The sequence below is a fragment of the Candidatus Pelagibacter sp. PS_41 genome (genome assembly GCF_059417725.1).
Window position 1 is genome coordinate 112,982 of sequence record NZ_CM182062.1, and the last position, 26,233, is coordinate 139,214.

21 protein-coding genes, 2 tRNA genes, 2 rRNA genes and 2 pseudogenes are annotated in these 26,233 nt (G+C 28.9%); 23 read left to right on the forward strand and 4 right to left on the reverse strand.

Annotated features, from left to right (window positions below; genetic code table 11):
* Nucleotides 1-20: 20 nt before the first annotated feature.
* The 5 genes from AC5SL8_RS00610 to AC5SL8_RS00630 are packed head-to-tail and all read left to right on the forward strand — an operon-like array spanning nt 21 to nt 4,746.
* Nucleotides 21-1,232 carry an aspartate kinase gene (locus tag AC5SL8_RS00610; RefSeq protein WP_494580069.1) on the forward strand — a complete coding sequence of 404 codons (1,212 nt, stop codon included), beginning with the start codon at nt 21-23 and terminating at the stop codon, nt 1,230-1,232.
* Between the two features lie 3 nt (nt 1,233-1,235).
* Nucleotides 1,236-2,336: a flavodoxin-dependent (E)-4-hydroxy-3-methylbut-2-enyl-diphosphate synthase gene (gene ispG / locus AC5SL8_RS00615; protein WP_494580070.1), complete on the forward strand. Its 1,101-nt coding sequence runs from the start codon at nt 1,236-1,238 to the stop codon at nt 2,334-2,336.
* Nucleotides 2,336-3,409: a peptide chain release factor 1 gene (prfA, locus tag AC5SL8_RS00620; protein WP_494580072.1), complete on the forward strand. Its 1,074-nt coding sequence runs from the start codon at nt 2,336-2,338 to the stop codon at nt 3,407-3,409. The genes ispG and prfA overlap by 1 nt, the downstream gene beginning before the upstream one ends.
* Nucleotides 3,410-3,411: 2 nt before the next feature.
* Complete coding sequence (gene prmC / locus AC5SL8_RS00625) at nt 3,412-4,254, forward strand: peptide chain release factor N(5)-glutamine methyltransferase (RefSeq protein ID WP_494580073.1); 843 nt, start codon at nt 3,412-3,414, stop codon at nt 4,252-4,254.
* Nucleotides 4,255-4,269: 15 nt separating this feature from the next.
* The gene (locus tag AC5SL8_RS00630) at nt 4,270-4,746 is read left to right on the forward strand and encodes a DUF4167 domain-containing protein (RefSeq protein ID WP_494580074.1); all 477 of its coding nucleotides are present in this window, start codon (nt 4,270-4,272) and stop codon (nt 4,744-4,746) included.
* Here AC5SL8_RS00630 and AC5SL8_RS00635 read toward each other — a convergent pair.
* Nucleotides 4,743-6,047 carry a M23 family metallopeptidase gene (locus tag AC5SL8_RS00635; RefSeq protein WP_494580076.1) on the reverse strand — a complete coding sequence of 435 codons (1,305 nt, stop codon included), beginning with the start codon at nt 6,045-6,047 and terminating at the stop codon, nt 4,743-4,745. The genes AC5SL8_RS00630 and AC5SL8_RS00635 overlap by 4 nt on opposite strands.
* Before the next feature lie 330 nt (nt 6,048-6,377).
* Between AC5SL8_RS00635 and AC5SL8_RS00640 the strand changes: the two genes are divergently transcribed.
* The 8 genes and pseudogenes from AC5SL8_RS00640 to AC5SL8_RS00675 all read left to right on the forward strand — a co-directional run bounded on the left by AC5SL8_RS00640 (nt 6,378) and on the right by AC5SL8_RS00675 (nt 14,710).
* A 16S ribosomal RNA gene (locus AC5SL8_RS00640) occupies nt 6,378-7,852 on the forward strand.
* Between the two features lie 98 nt (nt 7,853-7,950).
* Nucleotides 7,951-8,027, forward strand: a tRNA-Ile gene (locus tag AC5SL8_RS00645).
* A gap of 9 nt (nt 8,028-8,036) precedes the next feature.
* Nucleotides 8,037-8,112, forward strand: a tRNA-Ala gene (locus AC5SL8_RS00650).
* Nucleotides 8,113-8,261: 149 nt separating this feature from the next.
* Nucleotides 8,262-11,015, forward strand: a 23S ribosomal RNA gene (locus AC5SL8_RS00655).
* Together the 16S and 23S rRNA genes with 2 tRNA genes alongside form the textbook arrangement of a ribosomal RNA operon.
* A gap of 214 nt (nt 11,016-11,229) precedes the next feature.
* Nucleotides 11,230-11,838 carry a hypothetical protein gene (locus AC5SL8_RS00660; protein WP_494580078.1) on the forward strand — a complete coding sequence of 203 codons (609 nt, stop codon included), beginning with the start codon at nt 11,230-11,232 and terminating at the stop codon, nt 11,836-11,838.
* A 36-nt stretch (nt 11,839-11,874) separates the two neighbouring features.
* Nucleotides 11,875-12,225, forward strand: coding sequence for a hypothetical protein (locus AC5SL8_RS00665; protein WP_494580079.1), 351 nt, complete (start codon nt 11,875-11,877; stop codon nt 12,223-12,225).
* A gap of 87 nt (nt 12,226-12,312) precedes the next feature.
* A pseudogene (locus AC5SL8_RS00670) lies at nt 12,313-13,262 on the forward strand (N-acetylneuraminate synthase family protein).
* Complete coding sequence (locus AC5SL8_RS00675; RefSeq protein ID WP_494580081.1) at nt 13,259-14,710, forward strand: aminotransferase class I/II-fold pyridoxal phosphate-dependent enzyme; 1,452 nt, start codon at nt 13,259-13,261, stop codon at nt 14,708-14,710. Before AC5SL8_RS00670 ends, AC5SL8_RS00675 begins: the two are co-directional and overlap by 4 nt.
* A gap of 11 nt (nt 14,711-14,721) precedes the next feature.
* Here the strand turns inward: AC5SL8_RS00675 and AC5SL8_RS00680 are convergent, their stop codons facing one another.
* On the reverse strand, nt 14,722-15,486 hold the full coding sequence (locus AC5SL8_RS00680) for an SDR family oxidoreductase (RefSeq protein ID WP_494580083.1): 765 nt from the start codon (nt 15,484-15,486) through the stop codon (nt 14,722-14,724).
* Nucleotides 15,476-16,336 carry a sugar phosphate isomerase/epimerase family protein gene (locus AC5SL8_RS00685; RefSeq protein WP_494580085.1) on the reverse strand — a complete coding sequence of 287 codons (861 nt, stop codon included), beginning with the start codon at nt 16,334-16,336 and terminating at the stop codon, nt 15,476-15,478. The genes AC5SL8_RS00680 and AC5SL8_RS00685 overlap by 11 nt, the downstream gene beginning before the upstream one ends.
* 48 nt (nt 16,337-16,384) lie before the next feature.
* Here AC5SL8_RS00685 and AC5SL8_RS00690 point away from each other — a divergent pair, with 48 nt between their 5' ends.
* The 3 genes and pseudogenes from AC5SL8_RS00690 to AC5SL8_RS00700 all read left to right on the forward strand — a co-directional run bounded on the left by AC5SL8_RS00690 (nt 16,385) and on the right by AC5SL8_RS00700 (nt 19,260).
* Nucleotides 16,385-17,101, forward strand: a complete 717-nt coding sequence (locus AC5SL8_RS00690) for an acylneuraminate cytidylyltransferase family protein (RefSeq protein ID WP_494580087.1) — start codon at nt 16,385-16,387, stop codon at nt 17,099-17,101.
* Nucleotides 17,094-18,451, forward strand: a pseudogene (locus AC5SL8_RS00695) (glutamate-1-semialdehyde 2,1-aminomutase). Before AC5SL8_RS00690 ends, AC5SL8_RS00695 begins: the two are co-directional and overlap by 8 nt.
* Entirely contained in the window at nt 18,451-19,260 is an 810-nt protein-coding gene (locus AC5SL8_RS00700; protein ID WP_494580089.1) for a phytanoyl-CoA dioxygenase family protein, read from the forward strand. Before AC5SL8_RS00695 ends, AC5SL8_RS00700 begins: the two are co-directional and overlap by 1 nt.
* Before the next feature lie 12 nt (nt 19,261-19,272).
* Here AC5SL8_RS00700 and AC5SL8_RS00705 read toward each other — a convergent pair whose 3' ends face one another.
* Nucleotides 19,273-19,962, reverse strand: a complete 690-nt coding sequence (locus AC5SL8_RS00705) for a formyltransferase family protein (RefSeq protein ID WP_494580090.1) — start codon at nt 19,960-19,962, stop codon at nt 19,273-19,275.
* Nucleotides 19,963-20,092: 130 nt separating this feature from the next.
* Here AC5SL8_RS00705 and AC5SL8_RS00710 point away from each other — a divergent pair, with 130 nt between their 5' ends.
* The 7 genes from AC5SL8_RS00710 to AC5SL8_RS00740 are packed head-to-tail and all read left to right on the forward strand — an operon-like array spanning nt 20,093 to nt 26,233.
* The gene (locus AC5SL8_RS00710) at nt 20,093-20,374 is read left to right on the forward strand and encodes an N-acetylneuraminate synthase family protein (protein ID WP_494580092.1); all 282 of its coding nucleotides are present in this window, start codon (nt 20,093-20,095) and stop codon (nt 20,372-20,374) included.
* 1 nt (nt 20,375) lies between these two features.
* On the forward strand, nt 20,376-21,113 hold the full coding sequence (locus AC5SL8_RS00715) for an N-acetylneuraminate synthase family protein (protein ID WP_494580094.1): 738 nt from the start codon (nt 20,376-20,378) through the stop codon (nt 21,111-21,113).
* Nucleotides 21,097-22,260 (forward strand): UDP-N-acetylglucosamine 2-epimerase, encoded by a 1,164-nt coding sequence (gene neuC, locus AC5SL8_RS00720; RefSeq protein WP_494580096.1) that lies wholly within the window; start codon nt 21,097-21,099, stop codon nt 22,258-22,260. The genes AC5SL8_RS00715 and neuC overlap by 17 nt, the downstream gene beginning before the upstream one ends.
* Nucleotides 22,247-23,197, forward strand: a complete 951-nt coding sequence (locus AC5SL8_RS00725) for an NAD(P)-dependent oxidoreductase (RefSeq protein ID WP_494580097.1) — start codon at nt 22,247-22,249, stop codon at nt 23,195-23,197. The genes neuC and AC5SL8_RS00725 overlap by 14 nt, the downstream gene beginning before the upstream one ends.
* Nucleotides 23,194-24,357 (forward strand): NAD-dependent epimerase/dehydratase family protein, encoded by a 1,164-nt coding sequence (locus AC5SL8_RS00730; RefSeq protein WP_494580098.1) that lies wholly within the window; start codon nt 23,194-23,196, stop codon nt 24,355-24,357. Before AC5SL8_RS00725 ends, AC5SL8_RS00730 begins: the two co-directional genes overlap by 4 nt.
* Nucleotides 24,336-25,043 (forward strand): acylneuraminate cytidylyltransferase family protein, encoded by a 708-nt coding sequence (locus AC5SL8_RS00735; RefSeq protein ID WP_494580099.1) that lies wholly within the window; start codon nt 24,336-24,338, stop codon nt 25,041-25,043. Before AC5SL8_RS00730 ends, AC5SL8_RS00735 begins: the two co-directional genes overlap by 22 nt.
* Entirely contained in the window at nt 25,040-26,233 is a 1,194-nt protein-coding gene (locus AC5SL8_RS00740; RefSeq protein ID WP_494580100.1) for a hypothetical protein, read from the forward strand. The genes AC5SL8_RS00735 and AC5SL8_RS00740 overlap by 4 nt, the downstream gene beginning before the upstream one ends.

Below are 26,233 nucleotides of genomic sequence, written 5' to 3' on the forward strand. Positions count from 1 at the left end.
AAAATTAAACAAAATTATCAATGAAAATTGTAGTATTAAAGTTTGGCGGAACGTCTGTTGGAAATATAGATAGAATAAAAAAAGTAGCAAAAATAATTTCTTCATATAAAAGAAAAAAACTTAATGTTATTGTGGTTTCTTCTGCAATGAGTGGAACCACTAATGATCTTATTAGAAAAACAGAAGAATTAAGCAATAATTTTGACTCTGCAGAGTATGATGTTTTACTTTCATCAGGTGAGCAAGCTGCGTGTGCATTAATTGCTGGCAGACTTAAACATTTAGGTTTGAAAGCAAGATCATGGATGTCTTGGCAACTTCCAATAATTACTGAAGGTCCTTATAGCGCTTCACGAATAAGTAAAATCAATAAAACTAAAATACTAACTTTTATGAAAACAGGTGGTATTCCTATCATAACTGGTTTTCAGGGAATTAATTTAGATAGTAGAATAACAACACTTGGCAGAGGAGGAACAGATGCTTCAGCCATAATGCTTGCAAAATTCTTCAATGCAGATGCATGTGATATTTATACTGATGTAGATGGTGTCTATACAACAGATCCAAGAAATTATTCAAAAGCAAAAAAGATCTCTAAAATTTCATACGATGAGATGTTAGAGATGGCATCACTTGGGGCAAAGGTTATGCAGCCAACTTCAGTACAAGATGCTAAATTAAATAATATAAATTTTTCAGTAAAATCATCTTTTGAAAAAAAAAGAGGAACATTAATTACCAGAACTAAAAAAATATTTAGTAATCAAATAATTACAGGAATTACATCTACAAAAAATGATGCAAAAGTTACAATAGTAGGTGTTAAAGATAAACCAGGTGTGGCTGCAGCTGTTTTTAAACCATTATCACTAAATCAAATTAATGTTGATATGGTTGTTCAAAATATATCATTAAATGGAAAAGAAACAGATCTAACATTTACAATTAAATCTGAGGATTTGAAAAAGACTGAAAAAATAATTAAAAAGAATAAAAGAATTTCTTTTAGAAAATTCTCATATGACAACAATGTTTCGAAGGTTTCCATTGTTGGTGTGGGCATGATTACTACTCCTGGAATTACTTATCGAATGTTTCAAGCATTAGCTTCTAAAAAAATTAATATTATGGTCATTTCAACATCTGAAATTAAAATCTCAGTTTTAATTTCTAATAAACAAATAAAAAAAGCTGTAGCAGCACTTCATAAAGAATTTAAATTAGATTAATTAATGAGCCTTAGACCATTTAGAGATATCCATCGAAAAAAAACTAAAGTCATCAATGTAGGTGATGTTAAGGTTGGTGGGGACAATCCTATATCTGTTCAATCAATGACCAATACTTTGACAACAGATATTCAGGCTACTATAAAACAAATAAATGATATTCATGAAGAGGGAGCTGATCTTGTAAGAGTTTCCTGCCCAGATCAAGAATCTTCAATGGCACTTAAAGAAATTACCAAGTATGTTTCTGTACCCATTATAGCCGACATTCACTTTCATTTTAAAAGAGCTATAGAAGCAGCTGAAAATGGAGCAAAATGTCTAAGAATTAATCCAGGAAATATTGGAGACAAATTAAAAATTCACGATGTTTTAAGTGCTGCCAAAAATAATGGCTGCTCTATTCGAATTGGTGTTAATGCCGGATCTCTTGAAAAAGATATTTTAGACAAATATAAAGAACCATGTCCAGAAGCTTTAGTTGAAAGTGCTCAAAGAAATATAAAGATACTAGAAGATCAAGATTTTTTTAACTTTAAAATTAGTGTTAAGTCTTCAGATATCTTTTTATCTATGGCGGCATACCGACAACTCTCAAAAGTTACAGATTATCCTTTGCATTTAGGAATTACCGAAGCAGGTGGTTTTGTTTCGGGAAGTATTAAATCATCTATAGGCCTAGGTTCACTTTTATTAGATGGTATAGGAGACACTATAAGGATATCTCTATCCGACGACCCAGTCAAAGAAATTAAAATAGGCAATGAAATACTTAAATCATTAAATTTGAGAAATAGGGGAGTAAAGATTATTTCTTGTCCATCTTGCGCAAGACAGGCATTTCAAGTAATCGATACAGTCAAAACCTTAGAAGAAAAACTTTCACATATAAAAACTCCTCTAACTTTATCAATTATTGGATGTGTGGTTAATGGACCAGGTGAGGCTGCGATGACTGATATAGGAATAACAGGTGGTGGCAAAGGAAACAATATGCTTTATTTATCTGGCATTCAAAGTGAAAAAGTTTTATCAGAAGATATAATATCAAGAGTTGTTAAAGAAGTTGAAAAAAAAGCTGCTGAACTTGATAAAAAATTATAATGATACCTCTGAAAACAATTGAAGATTTAATCTCTAAACATTCTGCTTTGGAAAAAGAATTGTCAACTGGTGAAGTTGATAAAAAAGTATTTGCTGAAAAATCTAAAGAGTACTCTGATTTAAATGATGTAATAGATGATGCTAAAAAATATTTTTCATATGAAGGAGAAAGAAAAGATTTAGAAAAAATTCTAGAAGATCCAAGTAGTGATAACGAATTTATAGGAATGGCAGAAAAAGAGTTGAAAGATCTTAAGTCAGAGAATGAAACAATTGAAAAAAAATTAAAATTATTTTTACTACCAAAAGATGAAGCTGATAAAAAAAACGCTATTATAGAAATTAGAGCTGGTACGGGTGGTCTTGAGGCTAGTTTATTTGCTTCAGATCTTTTTAAGATGTATGAAAAAGTTAGTAATAAAAAAAAATGGGAATTAGAATTAATAAGTATGTCCCAGAGTGAAGCGGGAGGTCTTAAAGAAGTTATTGCCTCCATTAGAGGAAAGAATATATACTCAACTCTAAAGTATGAGAGTGGAGTACACCGTGTTCAAAGAGTGCCAGATACAGAAACTCAAGGAAGAGTTCATACTTCTGCTGCAACAGTAGCCGTCTTACCAGAAGCTGAAGAAGTTGATGTAAAAATCAATGATTCTGATTTGAGAGTTGATGTCTTTAGAGCCGGAGGACCAGGGGGGCAATCTGTTAATACAACTGATAGTGCAGTGAGAATAACCCATATTCCAACAGGTTTATCAGTTTCTCAACAGGATGAAAAATCTCAACATAAAAATAAAGCTAAAGGAATGAAAATTTTAAGATCGAGACTTTATGATTTAGAAAGATCAAGAATAGATCAAGAAAGATCACAGGATAGAAAAAGTAAAATAGGTACTGGAGACAGATCAGAGAGAATTAGAACTTATAATTTTCCTCAAGGAAGGGTTACTGATCATCGTATCAATTTAACACTACATAAACTTGAAGAATTTTTAGAAGGAGAAGCTTTTGATGAAATGATTGAAACTTTAACTCTCCAAGCACAGGAAGAAAAACTAAGCAATCTCACATAGAAATGAATATAGAAAATATTCTAATAGAGGGAATCAATACTTTAAAGCAAAGTGGTGTGTCAAATCCACAGCTTGATTGTGAAATTTTATTATCTAACTCAATTAATAAAGATAAAAAATATATCATCCTAAATCCAAAACAAATTTTAAATGATGGGCAATTAAATGATTTTAAGAGTCTTATTGAAAAAAGAAAAAAAGGAGAACCCATAGCTTATTTGATAAATAAAAAAGAATTTTGGAATGATGAATTTTTTGTTAATAAGGATGTTTTAATTCCAAGACCAGATACAGAATTAATAGTTGAAGAGGTATTAAAAATATATTCAAAAAATACTCATCTTCAAGTCTTAGACATAGGAACAGGATCAGGATGTATCTTGTTATCAATATTAAAAGAAAGAAAATATTTCTATGGAACAGGAATAGATATTTCTAAAAAAAGCATAAATGTGAGTAAATTCAATGCAAAAAAGCTAAATTTAGAAAATAGGGTTAAATTTTTTCACTCTAGTGTTGACAATTTCACTACGGGCAAATATGATATAATTGTTTCAAATCCTCCTTATATTAAATTTGTAAGTTTAAAATATTTGGAAAAAGAAATTGTTAATTTTGAACCAAAATTAGCTTTGAGTGGGGGATTTGATGGTTTTTCAAAAATCAGAAAAGTTATTAATAAAGCAAACTGTCTGATAAAAAAAAATGGTAAATTTATTTTAGAGATAGGTTTTAATCAAAAAAATAAAGTTAAAGAAATATTAAAACAAGAGGGTTTTTATATAAATAAAGCTGTAAGAGACTATGGCAATAATGATCGCTGCATAATCAGCACTAAAATATAAATTAAAAATATAATTATGGTAACATTTAGAAGCAATAATACAAATAACAACAGAAGACCTCCATTTAGAAATAATAATAACAGAAGACCCTCATTTAGAAATAACAATGAAGGATCAAAATTTTCTAATAATGATAATTTTCAAAGAAAAGTTCCAGGTAGAAATAATCATAATGCTGTTAAACTAATTGAAAAATACAATGATTTAGCAAGAGAAGCTTTGGCTAATGAGGATAAGATTTTATCTGAAAATTATTTTCAACATGCTGATCACTTTACAAGAGTTCAAAAAGAACAAGAAAGTCTTAGAATGGCAAGAGTAAATTCATCTCCAACAGAGGTGGTAAAACCTATTGCACCAGCAGATCAGATTGTAAAAGAAGCTAAAATAGAAGCATCCATTGCTCAAAAAGATACTCAAGAAACAGAATTAAAAAAGCCTTCAAAAACAATTGAGAAAAAAACTATAGAAAAAAAATCTGCAGCAATTTAATTCAAGCCAATAATAAGCTCTGACTTTAAAACATCCAATTTAATTCGAGCAACCTCAAACAACTCTCTATTTTTACCTTTAAGAGTTTTTCCAGAAGGTAGCTTTAGTTTTTGTGAATTGATTTGCTTTCCATTTACTAAAACTTCATAATGTAAATGGGGTCCAGTAGATTTTCCTGTTGAGCCAACATAGCCAATTATTTGACCCTGCTTAACTCTGACACCTTCTTTAATCCCTCGTGCAAAGTTTTTCATATGAGCATAAATAGTTTCATATGTTGAGTTATGTTTTATTTTCACACAGTTTCCACCGCCACCACACCATCTTGCTCTGGTAACAACACCACTTCCTGACGCCATAATAGGTGTGCCCATTGGTGCTGCAAAATCTGTTCCTCTGTGCATTTTATTATAACCATCTATTGGATGTTTTCTCATTCCAAAAGCAGAGGAAAGTCTAGCACCATTAATAGGAGTTTTCATTAAAGCTTTTTCAACACTCTTTCCATTTTGATCAAAGTGTCCTTCATTTCCTTTTTTATCAAAATAATACAAAGTATTATTTACGCCACTTAGTTTTAAATCTGCAAAAATGATATTTCCAGTTTCAAACACTTTTCCATTATCATCCTCAAATACCTCATACATAATTTGAAAAGTATCATTTTTTCTAATGTCTCTTTGAAAATCAACTTGAAAACCATAGATCCTTGCAAACTCAATTATTATGTTGGGCTGAATATTTAGATCAATGGCAGTTTTATATAAACTTTGTAAAATCTTTCCTTCTTTAAAGATAATTTTTTTATTTAAGTTTGTAATAATTGTTTTTTTTTCAAACTTATCTGTATCTAAATTTCTAGTTAACAAAATTTTTTCAGTTCTAGATACAGGGAATAAAAAAGATGTAATTTTTTTATTATTTGATTGATCAATTGTAAACTTTATATCAAAACCAGTTTTTAGATTGCTTAACTTAAAATTTGAATTTAAATTTTCTTTGATATTTAAAATTTCTTCACTTGGAATAGAATAGTTTTTTAATATTTTATCAAATGTTTCACCACTAGATATTTTATGATCAATATTTTTATATCTAGGCTTAAGATTATTAAAAATTTGCTTTAAGCTTTTTTGAAAATAAATATTATTTATTACTTCTTTATAATTATTATAAGTTTCTAATTTTTTATTATTATAAATTGTGGTGCTAAAAATTGAAAAAATTAGCAATAAAAAAAGTAAGAATATCTCAGTATTCTTTTTTACTAATTTAATTAATTTATTTAGACTAAATATCATTTGGAATTTTCAATTATTAATTTAGTAATACCAAAAAATCAAAAAAAACCTTGTTTTTACTGATGTATTTGTTGATTTATTTAAATGCTAAAAGCTTGATTTACTTTTATTTTAGCTTATAAGCAGCACACTTTCTCAATAAAATTATTGTTTATTCAATAAATTAGTGAGGATTATTGGGCGTTTTAAACCCAATTAGCTATTTAAAAAGTAAAAATTTAAGAAGAGAAGTGTGGACGGTTAAGGTTACCAAAATTTGTCGTACACACTTCAAAATCGTATGGATTGTATTCTTACAATTTATATATGAAGCTAGTGTGCGCCGTTTTTTAACTTGAGAGTTTGATCATGGCTCAGAACGTACGCTGGCGGCACGCCTAACACATGCAAGTCGAACGAAGTAGCAATACTTAGTGGCAGACGGGTGAGTAACATGTGGGTATCTACCCTTTGGCCTGGAATAACACGAGGAAACTTGTGCTAATACCGGATAAGTCTTTACGGAGAAAGCTTTATGCACCATTGGATGAGCCCGCACTTGATTAGTTTGTTGGTAGGGTAATGGCCTACCAAGACTATGATCAATAGCTGATTTGAGAGGATGATCAGCCACATTGGGACTGAGACACGGCCCAAACTCCTACGGGAGGCAGCAGTGGGGAATCTTGCACAATGGAGGAAACTCTGATGCAGCGATGCCGCGTGAGTGAAGAAGGCCCTTGGGTTGTAAAGCTCTTTCGTCGGGGAAGAAAATGACTGTACCCGAATAAGAAGGTCCGGCTAACTTCGTGCCAGCAGCCGCGGTAATACGAAGGGACCTAGCGTAGTTCGGAATTACTGGGCTTAAAGAGTTCGTAGGTGGTTGAAAAAGTTAGTGGTGAAATCCCAGAGCTTAACTCTGGAACTGCCATTAAAACTTTTCAGCTAGAGTATGATAGAGGAAAGCAGAATTTCTAGTGTAGAGGTGAAATTCGTAGATATTAGAAAGAATACCAATTGCGAAGGCAGCTTTCTGGATCATTACTGACACTGAGGAACGAAAGCATGGGTAGCGAAGAGGATTAGATACCCTCGTAGTCCATGCCGTAAACGATGTGTGTTAGACGTTGGAAATTTATTTTCAGTGTCGCAGGGAAACCGATAAACACACCGCCTGGGGAGTACGACCGCAAGGTTAAAACTCAAATGAATTGACGGGGACCCGCACAAGTAGTGGAGCATGTGGTTTAATTCGAAGATACGCGCAGAACCTTACCAACACTTGACATGTTCGTCGCGACTCTAAGAGATTAGAGTTTTCGGTTCGGCCGGACGAAACACAGGTGCTGCATGGCTGTCGTCAGCTCGTGTCGTGAGATGTTGGGTTAAGTCCCGCAACGAGCGCAACCCTCACTTTTAGTTGCCATCATTAAGTTGGGCACTCTGAAAGAACTGCCAGTGATAAGCTGGAGGAAGGTGGGGATGACGTCAAGTCCTCATGGCCCTTACGTGTTGGGCTACACACGTGCTACAATGGCATCTACAACAGGAAGCAAAACGGCAACGTTAAGCAAATCCCGAAAAGATGCCTCAGTTCGGATTGCACTCTGCAACTCGAGTGCATGAAGCTGGAATTACTAGTAATCGTGGATCAGCGTGCCACGGTGAATGCGTTCCCGGGTCTTGTACACACCGCCCGTCACACCATGGGAGTTGGTTCTACCTTAAGGCAAGGTTTTAAACCCTTGACCACGGTATAGTCAGCGACTGGGGTGAAGTCGTAACAAGGTAGCCGTAGGGGAACCTGCGGCTGGATTACCTCCTTTCTAAGGATGAGTGAAAGTAAAATTTCACTCTAAATAATATACATCGGTAATGTTGACCGTCCTCATTTCTCTTCTTAAAGTAATGTTTCCTTCTTGTAGGGCCGGTAGCTCAGTTGGTTAGAGCACACCCTTGATAAGGGTGGGGTCGAAAGTTCGAGTCTTTCTCGGCCCACCATACTTAACTGGGGGATTAGCTCAGCTGGGAGAGCGCCTGATTTGCATTCAGGAGGTCAGCGGTTCGATCCCGCTATCCTCCACCAGGAAACATTTAGTTATTAAAATTGTAAATAAAAATAATTTATATCAATATCTATATCCGAACATTAAAAGTTATTATTTAATGTTCAAAATAAAAATTTGATCACAACATAGATAAATTTTCTGTTAAAAGAATTTTTTTCTGTGCATAAATCAAGCGTTTAAGGGCGTGTAGTGGATGCCTTGGCACTGAAAGCCGATGAAGGACGTGATATACTGCGATAAGTTTCGGGGAGCTGTATGTAAGCTTTGATCCGAAAATTTCCGAATGGGGAAACCCACCACTTTATGTGGTACTTTAAACTGAATACATAGGTTTAAAGAGACAACCTGGAGAACTGAAACATCTAAGTAACCAGAGGAAAATAAATCAATTGAGATTCCGTTAGTAGTGGCGAGCGAACGCGGAGTAGGCCAGTAGTTTTGTTAGAAAAATTTGAATAGTTTGGAAATGCTAACCATAGAGGGTGATAGTCCCGTATGAGTAATGTCTAACAAAATTCTTGAGTAAAGCGGGACACGAGAAATCCTGCTCGAATATAGGGGGACCACCCTCTAAGCCTAAATACTCTTCAGTGACCGATAGTGAACTAGTACCGTGAGGGAAAGGTGAAAAGAACCCCTATTAGGGGAGTGAAATAGAACCTGAAACTGCATGCCTACAATCAGTCCGAGCCCTTTTTAGGGTGAGGGCGTACCTTTTGTATAATGGGTCAGTGACTTAATTTATTAAGCAAGCTTAAGCCATCTAGGTGTAGGCGCAGCGAAAGCAAGTCTTAATAGGGCGATTAGTTTAATGAATTAGACCCGAAAACGAATGAGCTTACCATGAGCAGGTTGAAAGTTGGGTAACACCAACCGGAGGACCGAACCAGTTGACGTTGAAAAGTCTTTGGATGACTTGTGGTAAGGGGTGAAAGGCCAACCAAATTCGTAGATAGCTGGTTTTCCGCGAAAACTATTTAGGTAGTGCGTCGAATAAATAGATGTTTAGAGGTAGAGCACTAAATGGGCTAGGGGGAAGAGATTCTTACCAAACCTAATAAAACTCCGAATGCTAGACATTGTTCTTCGGCAGACAGACTGTGGGTGCTAAGGTCCATGGTCGAGAGGGAAAGAGCCCAGACCACCAGATAAGGTCCCAAAATCATGATTAAGTGTGAAAGGATGTGGAAATTCCTTAACAGCCGGGAGGTTGGCTTAGAAGCAGCCATCCTTTAAAGATAGCGTAACAGCTCACCGGTCTAATAGAGTTTCTGCGCCGAAGATGTAACGGGGCTAAAATCATGTACCGAATCTGTGGCTTTGCAAAGTTTTCGAACTTTGTAAGGGGTAGCGGAACGTTCTGTAAGCCTGCGAAGGGATACCCGTGAGGGATCCTGGAGGTATCAGAAGTGCGAATGCTGACATAAGTAACGATAAACGAAGTGAAAAACTTCGTCGCCGAAAATCTAAGGGTTTCTATGCAAGGTTAATCCGCGTAGAGTTAGTCGGCACCTAAGGCGAGGGCGAAAGCCGTAGTCGATGGAAACAAGGTTAATATTCCTTGACCTGATGGTAGTGACGGATTTCGTAAGTTGTGAGTTCTTAATGGATTGAACTTGCCGCGAAGAGGTCCCAAGAAATAGCTCCATCATGAAGACCGTACCCGAAACCGACACAGGTAGATTAATAGAGTATATTTAGGCGCTTGAGAGAATGATGTTGAAGGAACTCGGCAAAATGCTTCCGTAACTTCGGGATAAGGAAGACCCTTTTGTAGGCAACTATAGAAGGGTGGCACAAGCCAGGGAGAAGCGACTGTTTATCAAAAACACAGGGCTCTGCTAACACGTAAGTGGATGTATAGGGTCTGACGCCTGCCCGGTGCTGGAAGGTTAATGCGGTTGGTGCAAGCTAACTTCTGAAGCCCCAGTAAACGGCGGCCGTAACTATAACGGTCCTAAGGTAGCGAAATTCCTTGTCGGGTAAGTTCCGACCTGCATGAATGGCGTAACGATTTCTCCGCTGTCTCCAACATCAACTCAGTGAAATTGAATTCTCCGTGAAGATGCGGAGTTCGCGTAGTTAGACGGAAAGACCCCGTGCACCTTTACTGCAACTTTACATTGGTGTTAGGAAAAACATATTTAGCATAGGAGGGAGACTTTGAAGCAAAAGCGTCAGCTTTTGTGGAGTCACCAGTGAAATACCTCTTTTGTTTTTCTTGACATCTAACCGCTAGCCGTCATCCGGCAGCGAGACATTGTATGGTGGGTAGTTTGACTGGGGCGGTCGCCTCCCAAATAGTAACGGAGGCGTGCGAAGGTAGGCTCAGAACGGTCAGAAATCGTTCGTAGAGTGCAATGGCATAAGCCTGCCTGACTGTGAGACTGACAAGTCGAGCAGAGACGAAAGTCGGTCATAGTGATCCGGTGGTTCTGAGTGGAAGGGCCATCGCTCAACGGATAAAAGGTACGCCGGGGATAACAGGCTGATACTGCCCAAGAGCTCATATCGACGGCAGTGTTTGGCACCTCGATGTCGGCTCATCACATCCTGGGGCTGGAGCAGGTCCCAAGGGTTTGGCTGTTCGCCAATTAAAGTGGTACGTGAGCTGGGTTCAGAACGTCGTGAGACAGTTCGGTCCCTATCTGCTATGCGTGTAGAAGAATTGAGAGGAGTTGACCCTAGTACGAGAGGACCGGGTTGAACATACCACTGGTGGACCTGTTGTGGCGCCAGCCGCAGTGCAGGGTAGCTAAGTATGGAAGAGATAACTGCTGAAAGCATCTAAGCGGGAAACTCACCTCAAAACTAGTTCTTCCTATAGAGCCGTGGTAGACCACCACGTTGATAGGCTGGATGTGGAAGCGCAGTAATGCGTGTAGCTGACCAGTACTAATAGCTCAATTGGCTTGATTTATGCACTGAAAAAAATTTTACAAAAACTATTTGATATTTGATATGTTTCAAACAATGTTATTAGATATTCCTCATATTTTCATTTCCAAATTGAAAGTTCTTTATAAAATTATCATAGATCGTTTTTTTTTAGGCTATAAAAAAAAAAAGCTAAAATTTTTTTTAAAAAGAAAGATTATTTAAAGTATTTTTTTGAGGGTTCGACTAATGAGTTTATGCCAAACTTCATTGATCTCGAGCGACTCTTTAAACTAATCATTAAAAGAAAACCAAAAGTAATTTTAGAATTTGGCTCAGGTTTCTCCACTATTGCCATTTGTCTAGCATTAAGAGAGATTAAGGCCAAAGAAAACTTTATAGGCAAACTAATTTCTGTTGAGGGGAATAAAAAATGGTTTGATAATACTAAAAATAAAATAAATGATGATTTAAAACCTTTCGTAAAAATAAAGTATTCTGCTTCTAATTCAATACTGATTGATAATCAACTTGCTTCATTACATGAAAGTTTACCTAATGTCTCGCCAAATTTTATATATCTAGATGGACCCTCTCCTTTAGATGTTGACTCAAAAATTAATGGCTTAAGTTTTAAAATGGATGATCCAAGAGAATTAAATCAAAATTGTGAGAGAAGAATAGTATCTGCAGACGCATTACTTTATGAAAGTACAGCACCTTCAGATTTTTTTATATTAGTTGATAGAAGATATAATAATGTAAACTTTTTAGAAAAAAACTTGAAATATGATTATAAAATAAAAAAAAATTTGCATTTTGGAGGTTTCACAACTTTTGAAAAAAAATATCAACCTTATCCGTAAAAATAAGATTGATATTTTAAAATAAAAATTAAAATAATGATTAAAAAAACATTAAAAAATCTTTTTTCAAGTAAAATAGATTTAGACCGAATCAAACTTGAGAATGATCTAGACTCTCTTTTCATCAGATTTGGATCTGATAAAGGAAGTCTTGATGGTAAAAAAACTTTTTCTTATTTTAGTAGATTAAAAAAAAATAACTCTAATTTTGTTTTTAAAAATTATAAAAATAGGGAAGTTTACACTTTAATTGACCAAAAACCTTTTTTTGAAAGTTCAATATTAAGCAAATCTTTTTTGGATCAAGTTTTTGATACTTTGGAGTTTAGCAAACCATATTTTTCAGATCATCCATGGTCAAGCATGATTGTAATAAAAAAAAAATAAATGATAAGTTTTAGTAAAATAAACAAAACATATATCATTGCAGAGATAGGGGTTAATCATAATAACAACATGAATCTTGCAAAAAAGATGATTACATCATGTAAGAATTTAGGTGCAAATGCTGTTAAATTTCAAACATTTAAAGCCGATACTTTAGCATTAAAAAACACAAATAAAGTTCCTTACCAAAAAAATAATAATAAAAATGAAAATCATTACCAAATGCTAAAAAAATTAGAACTATCTGAAAAAAATCACAAATTGTTATTTAAATTTTGTAAAAAAAAAAAATTGATTTCATATCTACGCCATATGATTTAGAGAGCGCAAATTTTTTAAATAAATTAGGTGTAAAAATTTTTAAAGTTGCATCAGCAGATATAACAGATTTAGATTTGCATAAATTCCTATCAAAAACGAACAAACCTGTCATCGTTTCCACGGGCATGTCTACATTCAAAGAAATTGATAAAATCGTAAAAATTTATAAAAGTACTAAAAATCTAGCCTTATTGCATTGCGTATCAAACTATCCTTGCAAATTTTCTTCTATAAATTTGAACTGTTTAATGCTTTTCAAAAAAAAATATAAAAATATTACAATTGGGTACTCTGATCATAGCAAAAATTCATTGGCAGCATCTTTATCAATTGCCCTAAAGGCAAAAATTATTGAAAAACATGTTACATACAACAAAAAAGCCAAAGGGCCCGATCATAAAGCATCTGCAGACTTTAATGATTTTAAGAATTTAATTTCAGATATAAGAGATACTGAAAAAATTTTAGGCAAATCAGAAAAAAAAATCCAAAAAGAAGAAATGAAAATGCTTAAGATATCTAGAAAATCTTTTTTTTATAAAAGTAATTTTAAAAGAGGGTATAAGATAAATTTAAATGATTTATTGTTAATAAGACCGAATAAAGGAATTTTACCATATCAATTGAATGAAGTTTTGAATAAAAGACTTAAAGTTGAGGTAAGATCTCTTGCACCAGTAAAATTAAACCATTTTGAAAATAAGAATTTAAAGTGACACCAAATATTAAAGTTGACTACAAATCATCAATTAGAGACAGTCTTAAGATAATTGAAAAAAACTCATATGGAATTTGTTTTGTTGTTAAAAGTAATAAAGTTTTAGGAACTGTTACAGATGGGGATATAAGAAGAGCTCTATTAAAAAATGTTAATTTAAATAAAAATGTAGAGACAATTACTAATAAAAATTTTTCTTTTGTTAAAGAAAACTATGATTATTTAGAAATTCAGGAAAAAATAAAGAAATTTAAAATAATTCCAATTATATCCAATAAAGGACTTCTATTGGATTTTGCATCCAGCAGAAGATTGGGGCAAATTCCACAATCTGAACCCTCATTGAAAAAAAATGAGCTAAAATATGTTGTTGAAGCAATAAACTCTGGATGGGTTTCTTCACGGGGAAGATTCATAAATGAATTTGAAAAAAGCTTTGCTAAGAAATTTAAATTTAAATACTGTCTTCTTACATCCAATGGAACTACAGCTATACACTTAGCTTTATCAACTATGAATTTAAAAAAAGATGATGAAGTAATTGTGCCTAATTTTACTTTTGTGTCACCAATTAATTCAATAATCTTAGCAAATGCAAAACCTATATTGGCAGATGTAGAATATAATACATGCTGTATTGATGTTAATAAAATTAAGAAGTTAATTAACAAAAAAACAAAAGCAATTATAGCTGTACATTTATATGGACATTCTGCAAATATTATAGAATTAAAAAAAATTTGTAAAAAAAATAATTTAATATTAATTGAAGATTGTGCTGAAGCATTAGGTACCTATGTGAAAAGCAAACATGTTGGTAATTTTGGTGACTTTGGAACATTTAGTTTTTTTGCAAACAAAACTATCACAACAGGAGAAGGTGGCATGCTAGTTTTCAAAAATAAAAAAAACTATTTAAATGCAAAAAGCTTAAGAGACCACGGAATGTCTACAACAAAAAGATACTGGCATAATAAAATTGGATTTAATTATAGAATGACAAATGTTCAAGCAGCTATAGGCCTTGGACAATTAGAAAATTTTGATTATTTCTTAAAAAAAAAAATTCATATATTCAAGTTTTATAAAAAAAATTTAAATAGTAATGAGTATTTTGATTTATCAAAAGACTCATTAGGAGTAAAAAACTCATATTGGCTAGTTTATCTAAAATTAAAGAATTTTAAGAAAATCGAAAAAATTAGAAATAAATTAATATCATATTTAAAAATTAATGGTGTTGATGGTAGAACAGGTTTTTTTGCTGCAAGCCTAATGCCAATTTACAAAAAATATAAATCGGACAAAACAACATATGAAAAATCTATTATTCTATCAAAAAATATGATTACATTACCAAGCTTTGTAAACTTAAATGATTATGAGATTGCTTATGTATGCAAATTGATAAACAATTTTTTTAAAAAACAAAATTCAATTAATTAATAAAATATAAATTATATAATATTCATCCCACCATCTATAGGTAGATTGGTGCCATTTATATAACCAGATTTTTTTTTATCTAACAAAAATAAAATTGTTTCAGAAATTTCCTCTGGATTTGCAAATCTTTTTGCTGGAACTTTGCTTATATAATTTTTGTAAAACTGTTTATCAATAAAATTTTTGTCATCAATATTTTCAATACCACCAGGACAAAGACTGTTAATATTGATGTTATTTTTAGCATACATAGAGCAGGCGGATTTTACATAAGCATTAATTGCACCTTTAATTGTAGCATATATTGGACTATCTAGAATTTTAGTATTTTTATAAATATTAAGATCCTGAGCTTTAAGGCCATAAATTGAACTAAGAAGAACTATCGAGCCTGACATACCTCTTTTTCTCATTTCATTTAAAACAATCGTGCTTGACAAAATGTATGAACCTAAGTGCCCTGTAAGAGTTTTAGTTAATTCATTTAGATTAATTTTCTTAAAATGAAGTTTATTTTTTAGAGTAGATTTATTTGGATATGAGCAGTTAACCATTTTAATTGGACATCCAACTTTTTTAATCATTAAGCCAATTTTTTTTTTAAGTTGATTGAGATTTTCAAGATTTGCATTTATATAATTATAATTTTTATTATTGAAAATAGTTTTTTTTTGATCAAAATTTACAATAATTATATTTTGAGTCAGTAATTTTTTAATTAGTGTTTTGCCAATTAATCCTGAGCCACCAAATATAAATATAATTTCATTTTTCATAATTTAAAATTTTTTCTATAAATTTTTTTTGTCTTAATAAAAGTTTTAAATTTTCAGTATATACTTCTAGAGTATAGTAATCTAAATTTTTATTTAATAATTTTATAAAAGAGGATTTTTTTGTAATTTTATTATTTGTGTCAGCAATTGAATCATTATCACTCAAGTGATAGCCTTTTGTAATTGAATTTAATTTTCTTATGGCACCTTTAAATGAAAATTTTTCAGTATTTGCACTAACCTTCAGATGAGCAACATCAAGCAGTAACCCAATAGATTTTGGCAATTTTTTAAAAAAATCAATTATATCTTTCGGATTGGTAAGCAATAGTGGATTTGAACCATATTTAATAAAATTATTTTTAGTTACAACATTATTTTCAATAAGAATTTTTATCTTATTTTTTTTTGCAAACTTATTCAAATCAAGAATATTTTTTTTGAAAATTTTAAGTGCATGATTTTTAGGTAATAGATTTCCATTCAAAGTTTTACCTAAATTTTTTACATCTGGATCAATTCTAAAACCTGCATGAAAGCTAAAATATTTTGACCCTAATTTTTTTGATAGTAAAATTGAATTTTTTATTTGAGCAATTGATCTTCTCATAATTAATAAATTTTGACTTGCTAAATTAATTACAAGTTTTTTTTTAGGAGGTGGAAAATAGTTGTGAGGTCTTAATTGGATTTTATTTTTTTGTTTAATAATTTGATCTATATCAATCTTTTTAAGATATTTGCCACCAGAAAGTTCAACATCATAAATTTTTTCTTTCAGCAAATTTTTAATAACTTCTGTAGCTTTTTTGTTACGGAAACCACCAGAAGAAATAAATACTTTTTTCATGTAAATTAAATATTTTGACTTTAAATGATTACATTATATTAATTGAATATGATGTGCAACTTTTTAGGAGTAATTGTTGGTAGAGAAAATTCCAAAGGTTTAAAAAATAAAAATATTAAAATTTTTAATGGCAAACCATTAATTTATTGGTCAATTATATCTGCAAAAAAATCAAAATTATTATCTAAAACAATTGTGAATACTGACTCAAAAAAAATAATATCAATTGCAAAAAAAAATAATATTGAAGTACCTTTTATAAGACCCAAAAATTTAGCAAAAGATAGAACTTTAATTTTTCTCGTATTAAAGCATACAATCAATTTTTTTAAAAAAAAAAATATTTTTTTTAAGTATATAGTTTTGATTGAACCAACTTCACCTTTAAGACATAAAAATGAGATTGATCAAATTTTAAAATATGTCAAAAAGAATAAAGTAAAAACTCTTGTAACTGTAGGACGTGTAGAGAATCAGCATCCAAACTATTTATTTAGATTAAATAAAAAAAAAAATTTATTGCCTGTAAAAAACTACAATGTTACATCAAAAAGAAGGCAAGATATTAAAGATAATTTTTTTTTCCCAGATGGTAACTTATACGTAAGTGATACCGAATTATATTTAAAAAAAAAAACATTTTATCATAATATGACAGAAGGATGGGTTTTGCCAAAATATCAAAACTTTGAAGCTGATGATAAAATTGATTTTTTTATTATGGAAAAATTATTTAATAAAATAATAATAAAAAAAAATGGATAAGAAAACTTTAAAAAAATTATTAAAAGTTATTCCAGGAGGTTCTCATACCTATTCCAGAGGTTTTGATCAATTCCCCTCGAATGCTCCTACTATATTAAAAAAAGGAAAGGGGGCCTATGTTTATACAGATAAAAATAAAAAATTACTTGATTATGGAATGGGCTTAAGATCTGTAAACATTGGATATTCAGAGAAATCAGTCTTGGAGGCAGTTAGAAAAAGTATTGAAAATGGCAATAATTTAACACTACCATCTACAGTTGAGCTAGAAGCAGCACAATTAATTCTAAAACTAATTAAATCTGCTGACATGGTAAAATTTGCAAAAAATGGCTCTACAGCAGTTACAGCTGCGATTAAATTGGCAAGAGCATATACTGGAAGAGAAAAAATTTTAATTTGTAAAGATCATCCTTTTTTTTCATATGATGATTGGTTCATTTCTTCAACACCAATTAAGAGAGGTATACCAAATAATATTTTAAAAAATGCCATTAGTTTTAAATACAATTCTATTAATGAAGTAAAAAATAAAATTTTGAAATATAAAAATAAAATTGCAGCGCTTGTTTTGGAGCCATCACACCAAGAGTGTCCCTATAAAAAACCTGAAAAAAAAATATGTTGTGGAGAACTTAATTGTGAATATAAAAAAAAAAAAATTTTCTTCAAGAAATTCAAACATTATGTAAAAAAAATAACATTGTTTTTATATTAGATGAAATGATTACTGGTTTCAGGTGGGATATTCATGGTGCTCAAAATTTATATAAGGTAAAACCAGATTTAAGCACATTTGGAAAAGCAATGGCCAATGGTTTTTCTATTTCTGCATTATGTGGCAAAAGAGAAATTATGAAATTAGGATCAATAGAATTTAAAAAAAAAGAAAGAGTTTTTCTAATTTCATCAACATTTGGTGCAGAAATGTCATCATTAGCAGCTTTCTTATCAACTATAAAATTTATTAAAAAAAATAATGTAATAAACAAAAATTGGGATTATGGAAAAAATTTAAAAAAAATATTTAATGATGTGGCGAAAGAACATAAAATTGAAAAGTATATTTATATGGGAGGGATAAATTGTTCACCATTTTTTGTTTGTAAAAATGAAAAATATGAAGTTTCACTAGATTTTAGAACATTATTAATGCAAGAAATGATTAAATGTGGAATTTTGCTTCCAAACTACATTTCAATATCATATTCACATGGAAAAAAAGAATTAGAAATTACAAAGAAAGCAATAAAAAAATCTTTTATAATTTACAAAAAAGCCCTTAAATGGGGTGTTAAAAAATATTTAGAAGGCGACTCAATTAAACCAGTTTTTAGAAAATACAATTAATGACTTATAAAGTTGATATAGATAAATTGGTTGATGATTTTAATAATAAAGGTTTTTGCCACGTAGATTTATTAGATCACAATGAAGCAATAGAATTCTCTAAACTGGTAGATAAAGAATATGATTTAGCAATAACAGAAAAAAGAAATTTGTTAACAGGTTTGAATAATTTTGAGGAGTTTTGGACCCTAATTTCAGATGAAAGAATACTTGAAATTGTAAGAAGTTTGTTAAAAGAAAAAATATATTATTTATATCATTCTGCAATAATGAAAACAAAAGAAGATAAGCATTATCAACACCACAGAGATAACCCGTTTAGAAAATTTGGTGCTGGAGAAGACTGGGATGAAAAAAAAGAAAAGTATAAAATAATTCGTGTGGGAATATATTTAAATACTTATGAAGAAACTAAGTTTTCATTAAATTTAATACCAAACTCTCATAAAAATAATATTTCATGGAGAGAGGCATTAAGATTTATGCACAAAAAAATTAAAAGATATGGAATAAACGATAAATATATAAATTTTTTACCAAAAATTTTTGGTCAAGGAATAAAAGCTAATGCAGGCACTTGTATTTTTTTTGATCCAAGAGTTTATCATTCACCAAGTCCACATAAAAACTCAAGGAGAGCAATTTTTTTATCTTTTGGTAACCAATCTGCTCATTCAAAAAATTATGTAGATTATTTTAGTAAGACTAGGAGTAAAGACCACGAAGGTCTTGATTTTGAAAAACTTAGTTCTCAATCGAAATTTAAAGAATTTCTATTAAAAAAAGATTTGTATTTTCCTTTAAAATAAATTTTGTTTTTTTTAATCAAGATTTTTTTTGTTTAAAAAAAATTTTTGATTATCTAATAGTATATAAGGCTTGAATTTTTCACAATATGTAGCAAATATAATTTTTTTTAGATAATTTTTATTTTTTATTTTTTTAATTTGATAAATTTTTTCAAGCTCACGTTTACTATAAATTTTTTTTGACCATTTATATTTTTTATTAGCTTTGACTAATTCTTGAATAATATTAATATTCTTTAAAATTTTTGTTATTAAATATTTTGCAAGATTAAATAACTCACTATGCGTCTTGATTAATATTTTGTCTAAATTTTCTAATTTATTAATATTAAACCTTATTTGTTTGATAACAGGCCCATTATCTATTTTTTTATTAATTAAATGAGCAGTGCACCCAAAATATTTTTCATTATTCAACAATGCAAAATTAATACCACCAAATCCTCTGTATTTTAATGTTCCAGGATGGAAATTTATTGAAGCTACTTTTACACTTTCAAGAACTTTTTTATTTAAAATAAAATAACTTCTGAAACAAAAAATGAAGTCATATTTATGTTTAATTACTGTTTTCCAATTAATTTTTTCATTTGGAAAATTTGATTTAATAAATTTAACTTTAGAAAGGTTCTTTAAAATTTTAATCAATCTATTTGTGTGAATGCAGTTGCTTCTACCAAGAAATAAAACTTTATATTGCATATTATTTTAACTAAAAGCTATTAACATAAATTAATTATTTATAAAAATTAATATTACTACATAATTAAAAATAAATGATATATGAATAATTAAAATGTAGAATTAATAGATTATCTAATCAAAAATTATAATGAAAGAAATAATAATTAATAAAAAAAGGATTTCAAAAAAAAATAATAAAGTTTATATAATTGCAGAAGCAGGAATTGGACATTTTGGTTCTTTTAAAATTGCAAAAAAACTTGTTGATTTAGCAAAAAATTCAGGAGCTGATGCTGTAAAGTTTCAAGCATATATTACAAAAGATTTAATTCATAAAAATTTTAAAAATTGGTATCATCGCTATGCAACGAAAGAAGTAGATTTTAATTTTTTTCTTAAATTGAAGAGTTATTGTAAAAAAAAAAATTGAAATGCTTTTAACTCCTCACACTGAAAGTGTATTAAGTTGGATAAAAAAGCTAAACTTACCTGCTATTAAAGTTGGCTCTGGAGAGTTAGGTAATTTTTACTTTCTAAATAAAATTATATCATTAAAAAAGCCAATTATTGTTTCTACAGGTATGCATGAATTAGATGATTTAATTAAACTAAAAAATTTTTTTAAGAAGAAAAAAATTTACAATGTTATATTTTTGAAATGTCAATCGACATATCCATCTGTTGATCAAGATATAAATTTTAATAATTTTAAAAAATTTAAAAAAATTTTCAATGAATATTTTATTGGCTATTCTGATCATTCAAAAGATGATCTTGCTATTACTGGTTCAATTTTTAATGATGCTAAAGTAATTGAAAAACATATATCAATTAAATTTAATGTCAAAAATGCACAAGACTGGAAAGTAAGTTTTAATCAAAAAAAAATGAAAAATATGATTAATAAAATAAGAAGAATTGAAAAAATTCTTGGATCAGAAAATATTTTTGTTTCAAAAAAAGAAAAGAAATCAAAAGTTTGGGCAACAAAAAGTATATTTTCTAAAAATAAAATTTTAAAAAATTCTAAAATAAACTCTAACAATGTTTGTTTACTAAGACCAGGAAAAGGTCTAAAAGCAAATCTTTATACTAAAATTATAAATTTAAGATTAAAAAAAAATATTGAACCGTACACATATATTAAACAAGGTGACTTCAAAAAATAAAAAAAAAATCTTCTTTTTATCTGGTAAAAGAGGCGGATATGATGCCATGTTGCCATTATCAAAAAAACTCTCAAAAACTAAAACAATTGATTTTAAAATTATTTTAACAGATCAACATAATTACAAAAATTTTGGAAAAACTTTGAAAATAGCTCAAAAAGATTTTAACTTTAAAAAAATTGTTAAATTAGATTTAAATCAAAAAGATAGCTCAAGTAAATCTCGATTGAAAGCAATGTCAATTTTAATTAATAAATTAACTTTATATTTATCTAAAAATGTACCAGATTTATTAATTTTATATGGAGATAGAGCCGAGTCATTTATTGCAGGTTTTGTGTGTGTTAATTTGAATATACCAATTTGTCACTTTCAAGGTGGCGATCTTTCTGGAAATATTGATGAAAAACTAAGACATGCATTAACCAAAATATCAGACTTACATTTTGCTTCTAATTATATGAGCAAAAAAAGAATTTTACAAATGGGTGAAAACAAAAAATCAGTTTTTAATATTGGAGATAGTCATATCGATTCCTTAAAAAAAGTTAGTTTTAAAAAAAATGCAATTTATAAAAAATATGATCTTCAAATTAATGAAGATTACTGTGTTTTATTATTTCATCCAGATGGAACCTCAAAGTTAAAGAATAAAGAATATATAGATATTATATTAAAAACTCTTGAATCTATTAATATAAAAATTATTTGTGTTTATCCATGTACCGATATTGGATATGAGGTAATTATAGATTCACTTATTAACAAAAGCAAATCGAATAAAAAATTTAATATTTTTCCTAACATTGCTTATTCAGAATTTTTAAATTTAATTAAATTTTCAAAATTTTTTATTGGCAATTCTTCGTCAGGAATCATAGAAACACCATATTTAAAAAAACCGTTTGTTAATCTGGGAAATAGGCAAAATAATAGATTAAAATCGAAAAATATAATTTCGTCTAAAATTAAGCAAAAAAGTATTTTAAAAAGTATAAAATTGGCACTATCAAAAAAATTTAAAAAAAATCTAAAAAATCCTAATCTTTTTTATGGAAATGGTAAATCCTATAAACAGGCATATAAAAAAATTTTAAGTAATATTAATAATATTAAGGTTGAAAAAAAATTTAATGAAATCAACTAAGTTATTATATTTTAAAGGAATCAATCTTAATAAAGAAAATATTTCGATCCTTAAAAAAAAATTTTTATTATTTACCATTAAGAATATTGCTTCTGTTAAAAGTATTAATAAAAAAGATATTGAAGAAATATCAGTAATTTATTGTGATCAAAATTTTACCTATAGTTCACGATTCTTAAATATGTTTAAAAATTTAAAATATTTAATTTCCTCTACTACATCCACCGATTTTATAGATCATAAATATTGTAAAAAAAATAATATTGAAATTATTTCATTAGAAAATGACGGAAAATTTTTAAATTCAATTACCTCTACTGCAGAACACACTTTGGGATTAATTTTATTAACTGCGAGAAATTATGTTTCTGCAATAAAGTCAATTGATAAAAAAAATTTTAATAGAAGGCCTTTTGGTGGCTATAAAATGCTTTCTAGATGTTCTTTAGGTATTATTGGATATGGGAGATTAGGAAAATTAGTTGCTAGATTATCAAAAAATATTTTTAAAAAGGTTTATTATACAGATACTAAGCTTCAAAAAAAAAATTATAAAAAAAAATTACAAACAATTTTTAAAAATTGTGATTTTATTACACTTCATATCAAATCAAAAAATAACTTGAATTTTTTTCAAAAAAAAAACTTGCCGCAAATAAAAAAAAGTTTTTATTTGATAAATACATCGAGAGGTGAAGTTGTTGATGAAAGTTTTATATTAAAATTATTATCTCAAAAAAAAATGCTTGGTTATGGTACTGATGTTATAAAAGGTGAGTTTACAAGAAAATTTGATATAAAAAAAAATCTAATTTTTAAGAATAGAAAAAAATACAATATAGTTATTACGCCGCATATTGGCGGATCTACACTTGATGCTTGGAATTTAACTGAAAAAAGAGTAATAACTAAACTTATTAATAAAAAACTATCGTGAAAATACTTATACTTGGTGGTGATGGTTATCTTGGATGGCCCACAGCATTAAATCTATCTAGGAAAGGATATGATGTCGTATCTGTTGATAATTTTTCAAAAAGAAAAATAGAAATAGCCTATGGTATTAAACCTTTGTTTAAAATAGAAACAATGCAAAACAGAGTAAAAGAATGGAATAAACTAAAATATAAAAATAAGATTAAGTTTATTTGTGGTGATTTATTAAATCATAGATTTGTTTATAAATTATTATCAAAATATAAACCTGATGCAGTTATTCATTATGGGGAACAACCCTCAGCACCTTATTCAATGGCAGGAAGAGAAGAAGCAGTTTTTACACAAAATAATAATGTAATTGGCACCCTGAATCTTTTGTTTGGTATAAAGAAATATTGTCCAAAAACACATTTGATTAAACTTGGCACAATGGGAGTTTATGGTACTCCAAATATAGATATAGAGGAGGGTTATTTAAAGGTTAATCATAAAGGCAGAAAAGATATTGTTCAATTTCCAGTCAAGCCACATAGCTATTATCATTTATCAAAAGCTCATGACAGTTTAAATCTGGCGTTTGCTTGTAGAGTATGGAATCTTAGAGCTACAGATTTAAATCAAGGTGTAGTCTATGGGACAGATACAAATGAAACCAAACTATCTGAAAAATTTAGTACTAGCTTTCACTACGATCATTTATTTGGTACGGTTATAAATAGATTTTGTGTAGAGGCAGCAATAAATAAACCACTTACAGTTTATGGACAAGGTAATCAAAAACGTACTTTTTTGAATATCCTTGACACATTGAAATGTGTGGAACTTGCAATTAAAAACCCTGCAAGGTTAGGTGAATTTAAAGTGAGAAATCAATTTACAGAGGTATTTAGCATAAAAGAATTGGCATATTTAGTTAAAAAAGCTTCAAAAAAAATTGGATTAAATACAAAAATTGAATTTATCAAAAATCCCAGACATGAACTTGCTAAACATTATTACAAGCCAAAAAATGATAGTTTTTTAAAAATTGGATTAAAACCAATCTATTTAAATGATGATTTTATACTAAAAGTTATTAATAAAATCATAGAAGTAAAAGATAGAATTGACAAAAATATCATTGACCCGAAAGTAAAATGGGATCAAAGACAAAAGTAAAATCTATTGGGATCATACCAGCAAGAGGTGGTTCAAAAAATATTAAAAATAAGAATTTAATAAAGATAAATAATCTATCACTAATAGAAATTGCTTATACACAAGCAAAAAAATCAAAAAAATTTGACAACATTTTGTGCTCAACTGACTCTAAAATTATAATTGATCACTGTATAAAGAAAAAAATACCTTTCATTAAAAGACCCAAAAAATATGCAAAAGATAGTTCAAATGTTGTTGAAACTGTATTGCATGTTTTGAGTGCTGAAAAAGATAAGAATAATTTTTATGAATTAGTTGGATTATTACAACCAACATCACCTTTTTTAAAAGTGGATGATATAAAAAAAGTAATGAATTTGCTTGAAAAAAACAAACACCTAAATTCTTGCCAAACAGTTCATCCTACTCCTCACAATTATCATTATTTAAATACAAGAACAGCAAAAAGTAATAATTTAGAATTTATGTTTGAAAAACAAAGGATTAAAAAATTTAATAAACAAAAAAAAATTAAAACATATAGTTTTGGAAATTTTTTAGCATCAAGGGTAAAGATATTACAAAAGTCAAAAAATTTATTTTCTAAACCATCTGGTTTTAAAGTTACAGATAGAATTTCAAGTTTTGATCTTGATAATAAATCAGATCTAATATTTGCAAAATTAATTAGTAAAAATTTGTGAAAAATAATTTCGTATTATATATAACTAATTTTTCAACACTTGAGGGAAGCTTAATTACACACCAAGATTTATTTGAAAATTTAAACGATAATTTTGAAAATTTTATCATAGTTAATTGGACTAATTTGACTTTTTTTAACAAAAAAAAATATTTTTTTGATATCAAAACAAAATATAAAATTTTTAATCCACTTTCAATTTCTGAATTTAAAAATTTTTGTAAAAATAAAAATATTTTAGTTATAAGCAATTTTGGAAAAACTTATGGAACTTTTAGAATCCATTATGCTTTAAAAAAATTATCTATTCCAATTCTTATGATATCTAATATTGGAAATCCTTCGGGGGGAGCCATGATAAGATCAATTAAACATCCTATTAAATTCATTGAAAGTTATTTTAAAAAACATTTTTATCAGAATTTTACGCAATTATTAATGATAATTGGAATTTTACCAAAGGTAGAAATTAGATTTATTTCCAATAAAAAAATTATAGAAAATATAAAAAAAAGTAAATTTAAATCATTTTTGCTTAATAATAATTTATTTGCAGCGATAAGAATAGAATTAGTTAATAGTAGAACTTACGATGCTTATAAAAATCAAAATTATAAAATCTCAGAGGATTACATCGTTCATTTGGACGCTTCTTTAAATTACAAAGAAGAAATAGAGTTAAGAGGAGCGCTATCAGCCTCAATCATAGAAAAACATTATTATTATCTTAGTAAATTTTTAACAAAACTATCCACAGAATTTAACAAAGAGGTAGTTGTATGCATTCATCCAGGATATGATTTAGAACATCATCAATTTTATTTAAAAAAATTTAATGTGATTAAATTCAAAACTCGGGAATATGTATATAAGTCATTTATAACAACTAATTTTGACTCTAGTGCAATTGAGGATGCTATTTTTTTGAAAAAAAAAATTATAGGATTTAAATCAAAGTTTATGACTAAAAACGAAATCGAACATTCAAGAAAGTATGCAAATATTGTTGGATATTATTTTGCAGATATAATTAAAGATTATGATTTTGAAAAAGATGATTTATTAAAAAAAATTTCAGATAATATTAATAATTATGATAAACATATTAATTCATATCATAATTTAGACCCTAATATTTCTGGTTTGGATAAAATTATAAATATAATTAAAGAAAGATTTTTTAATAATTAA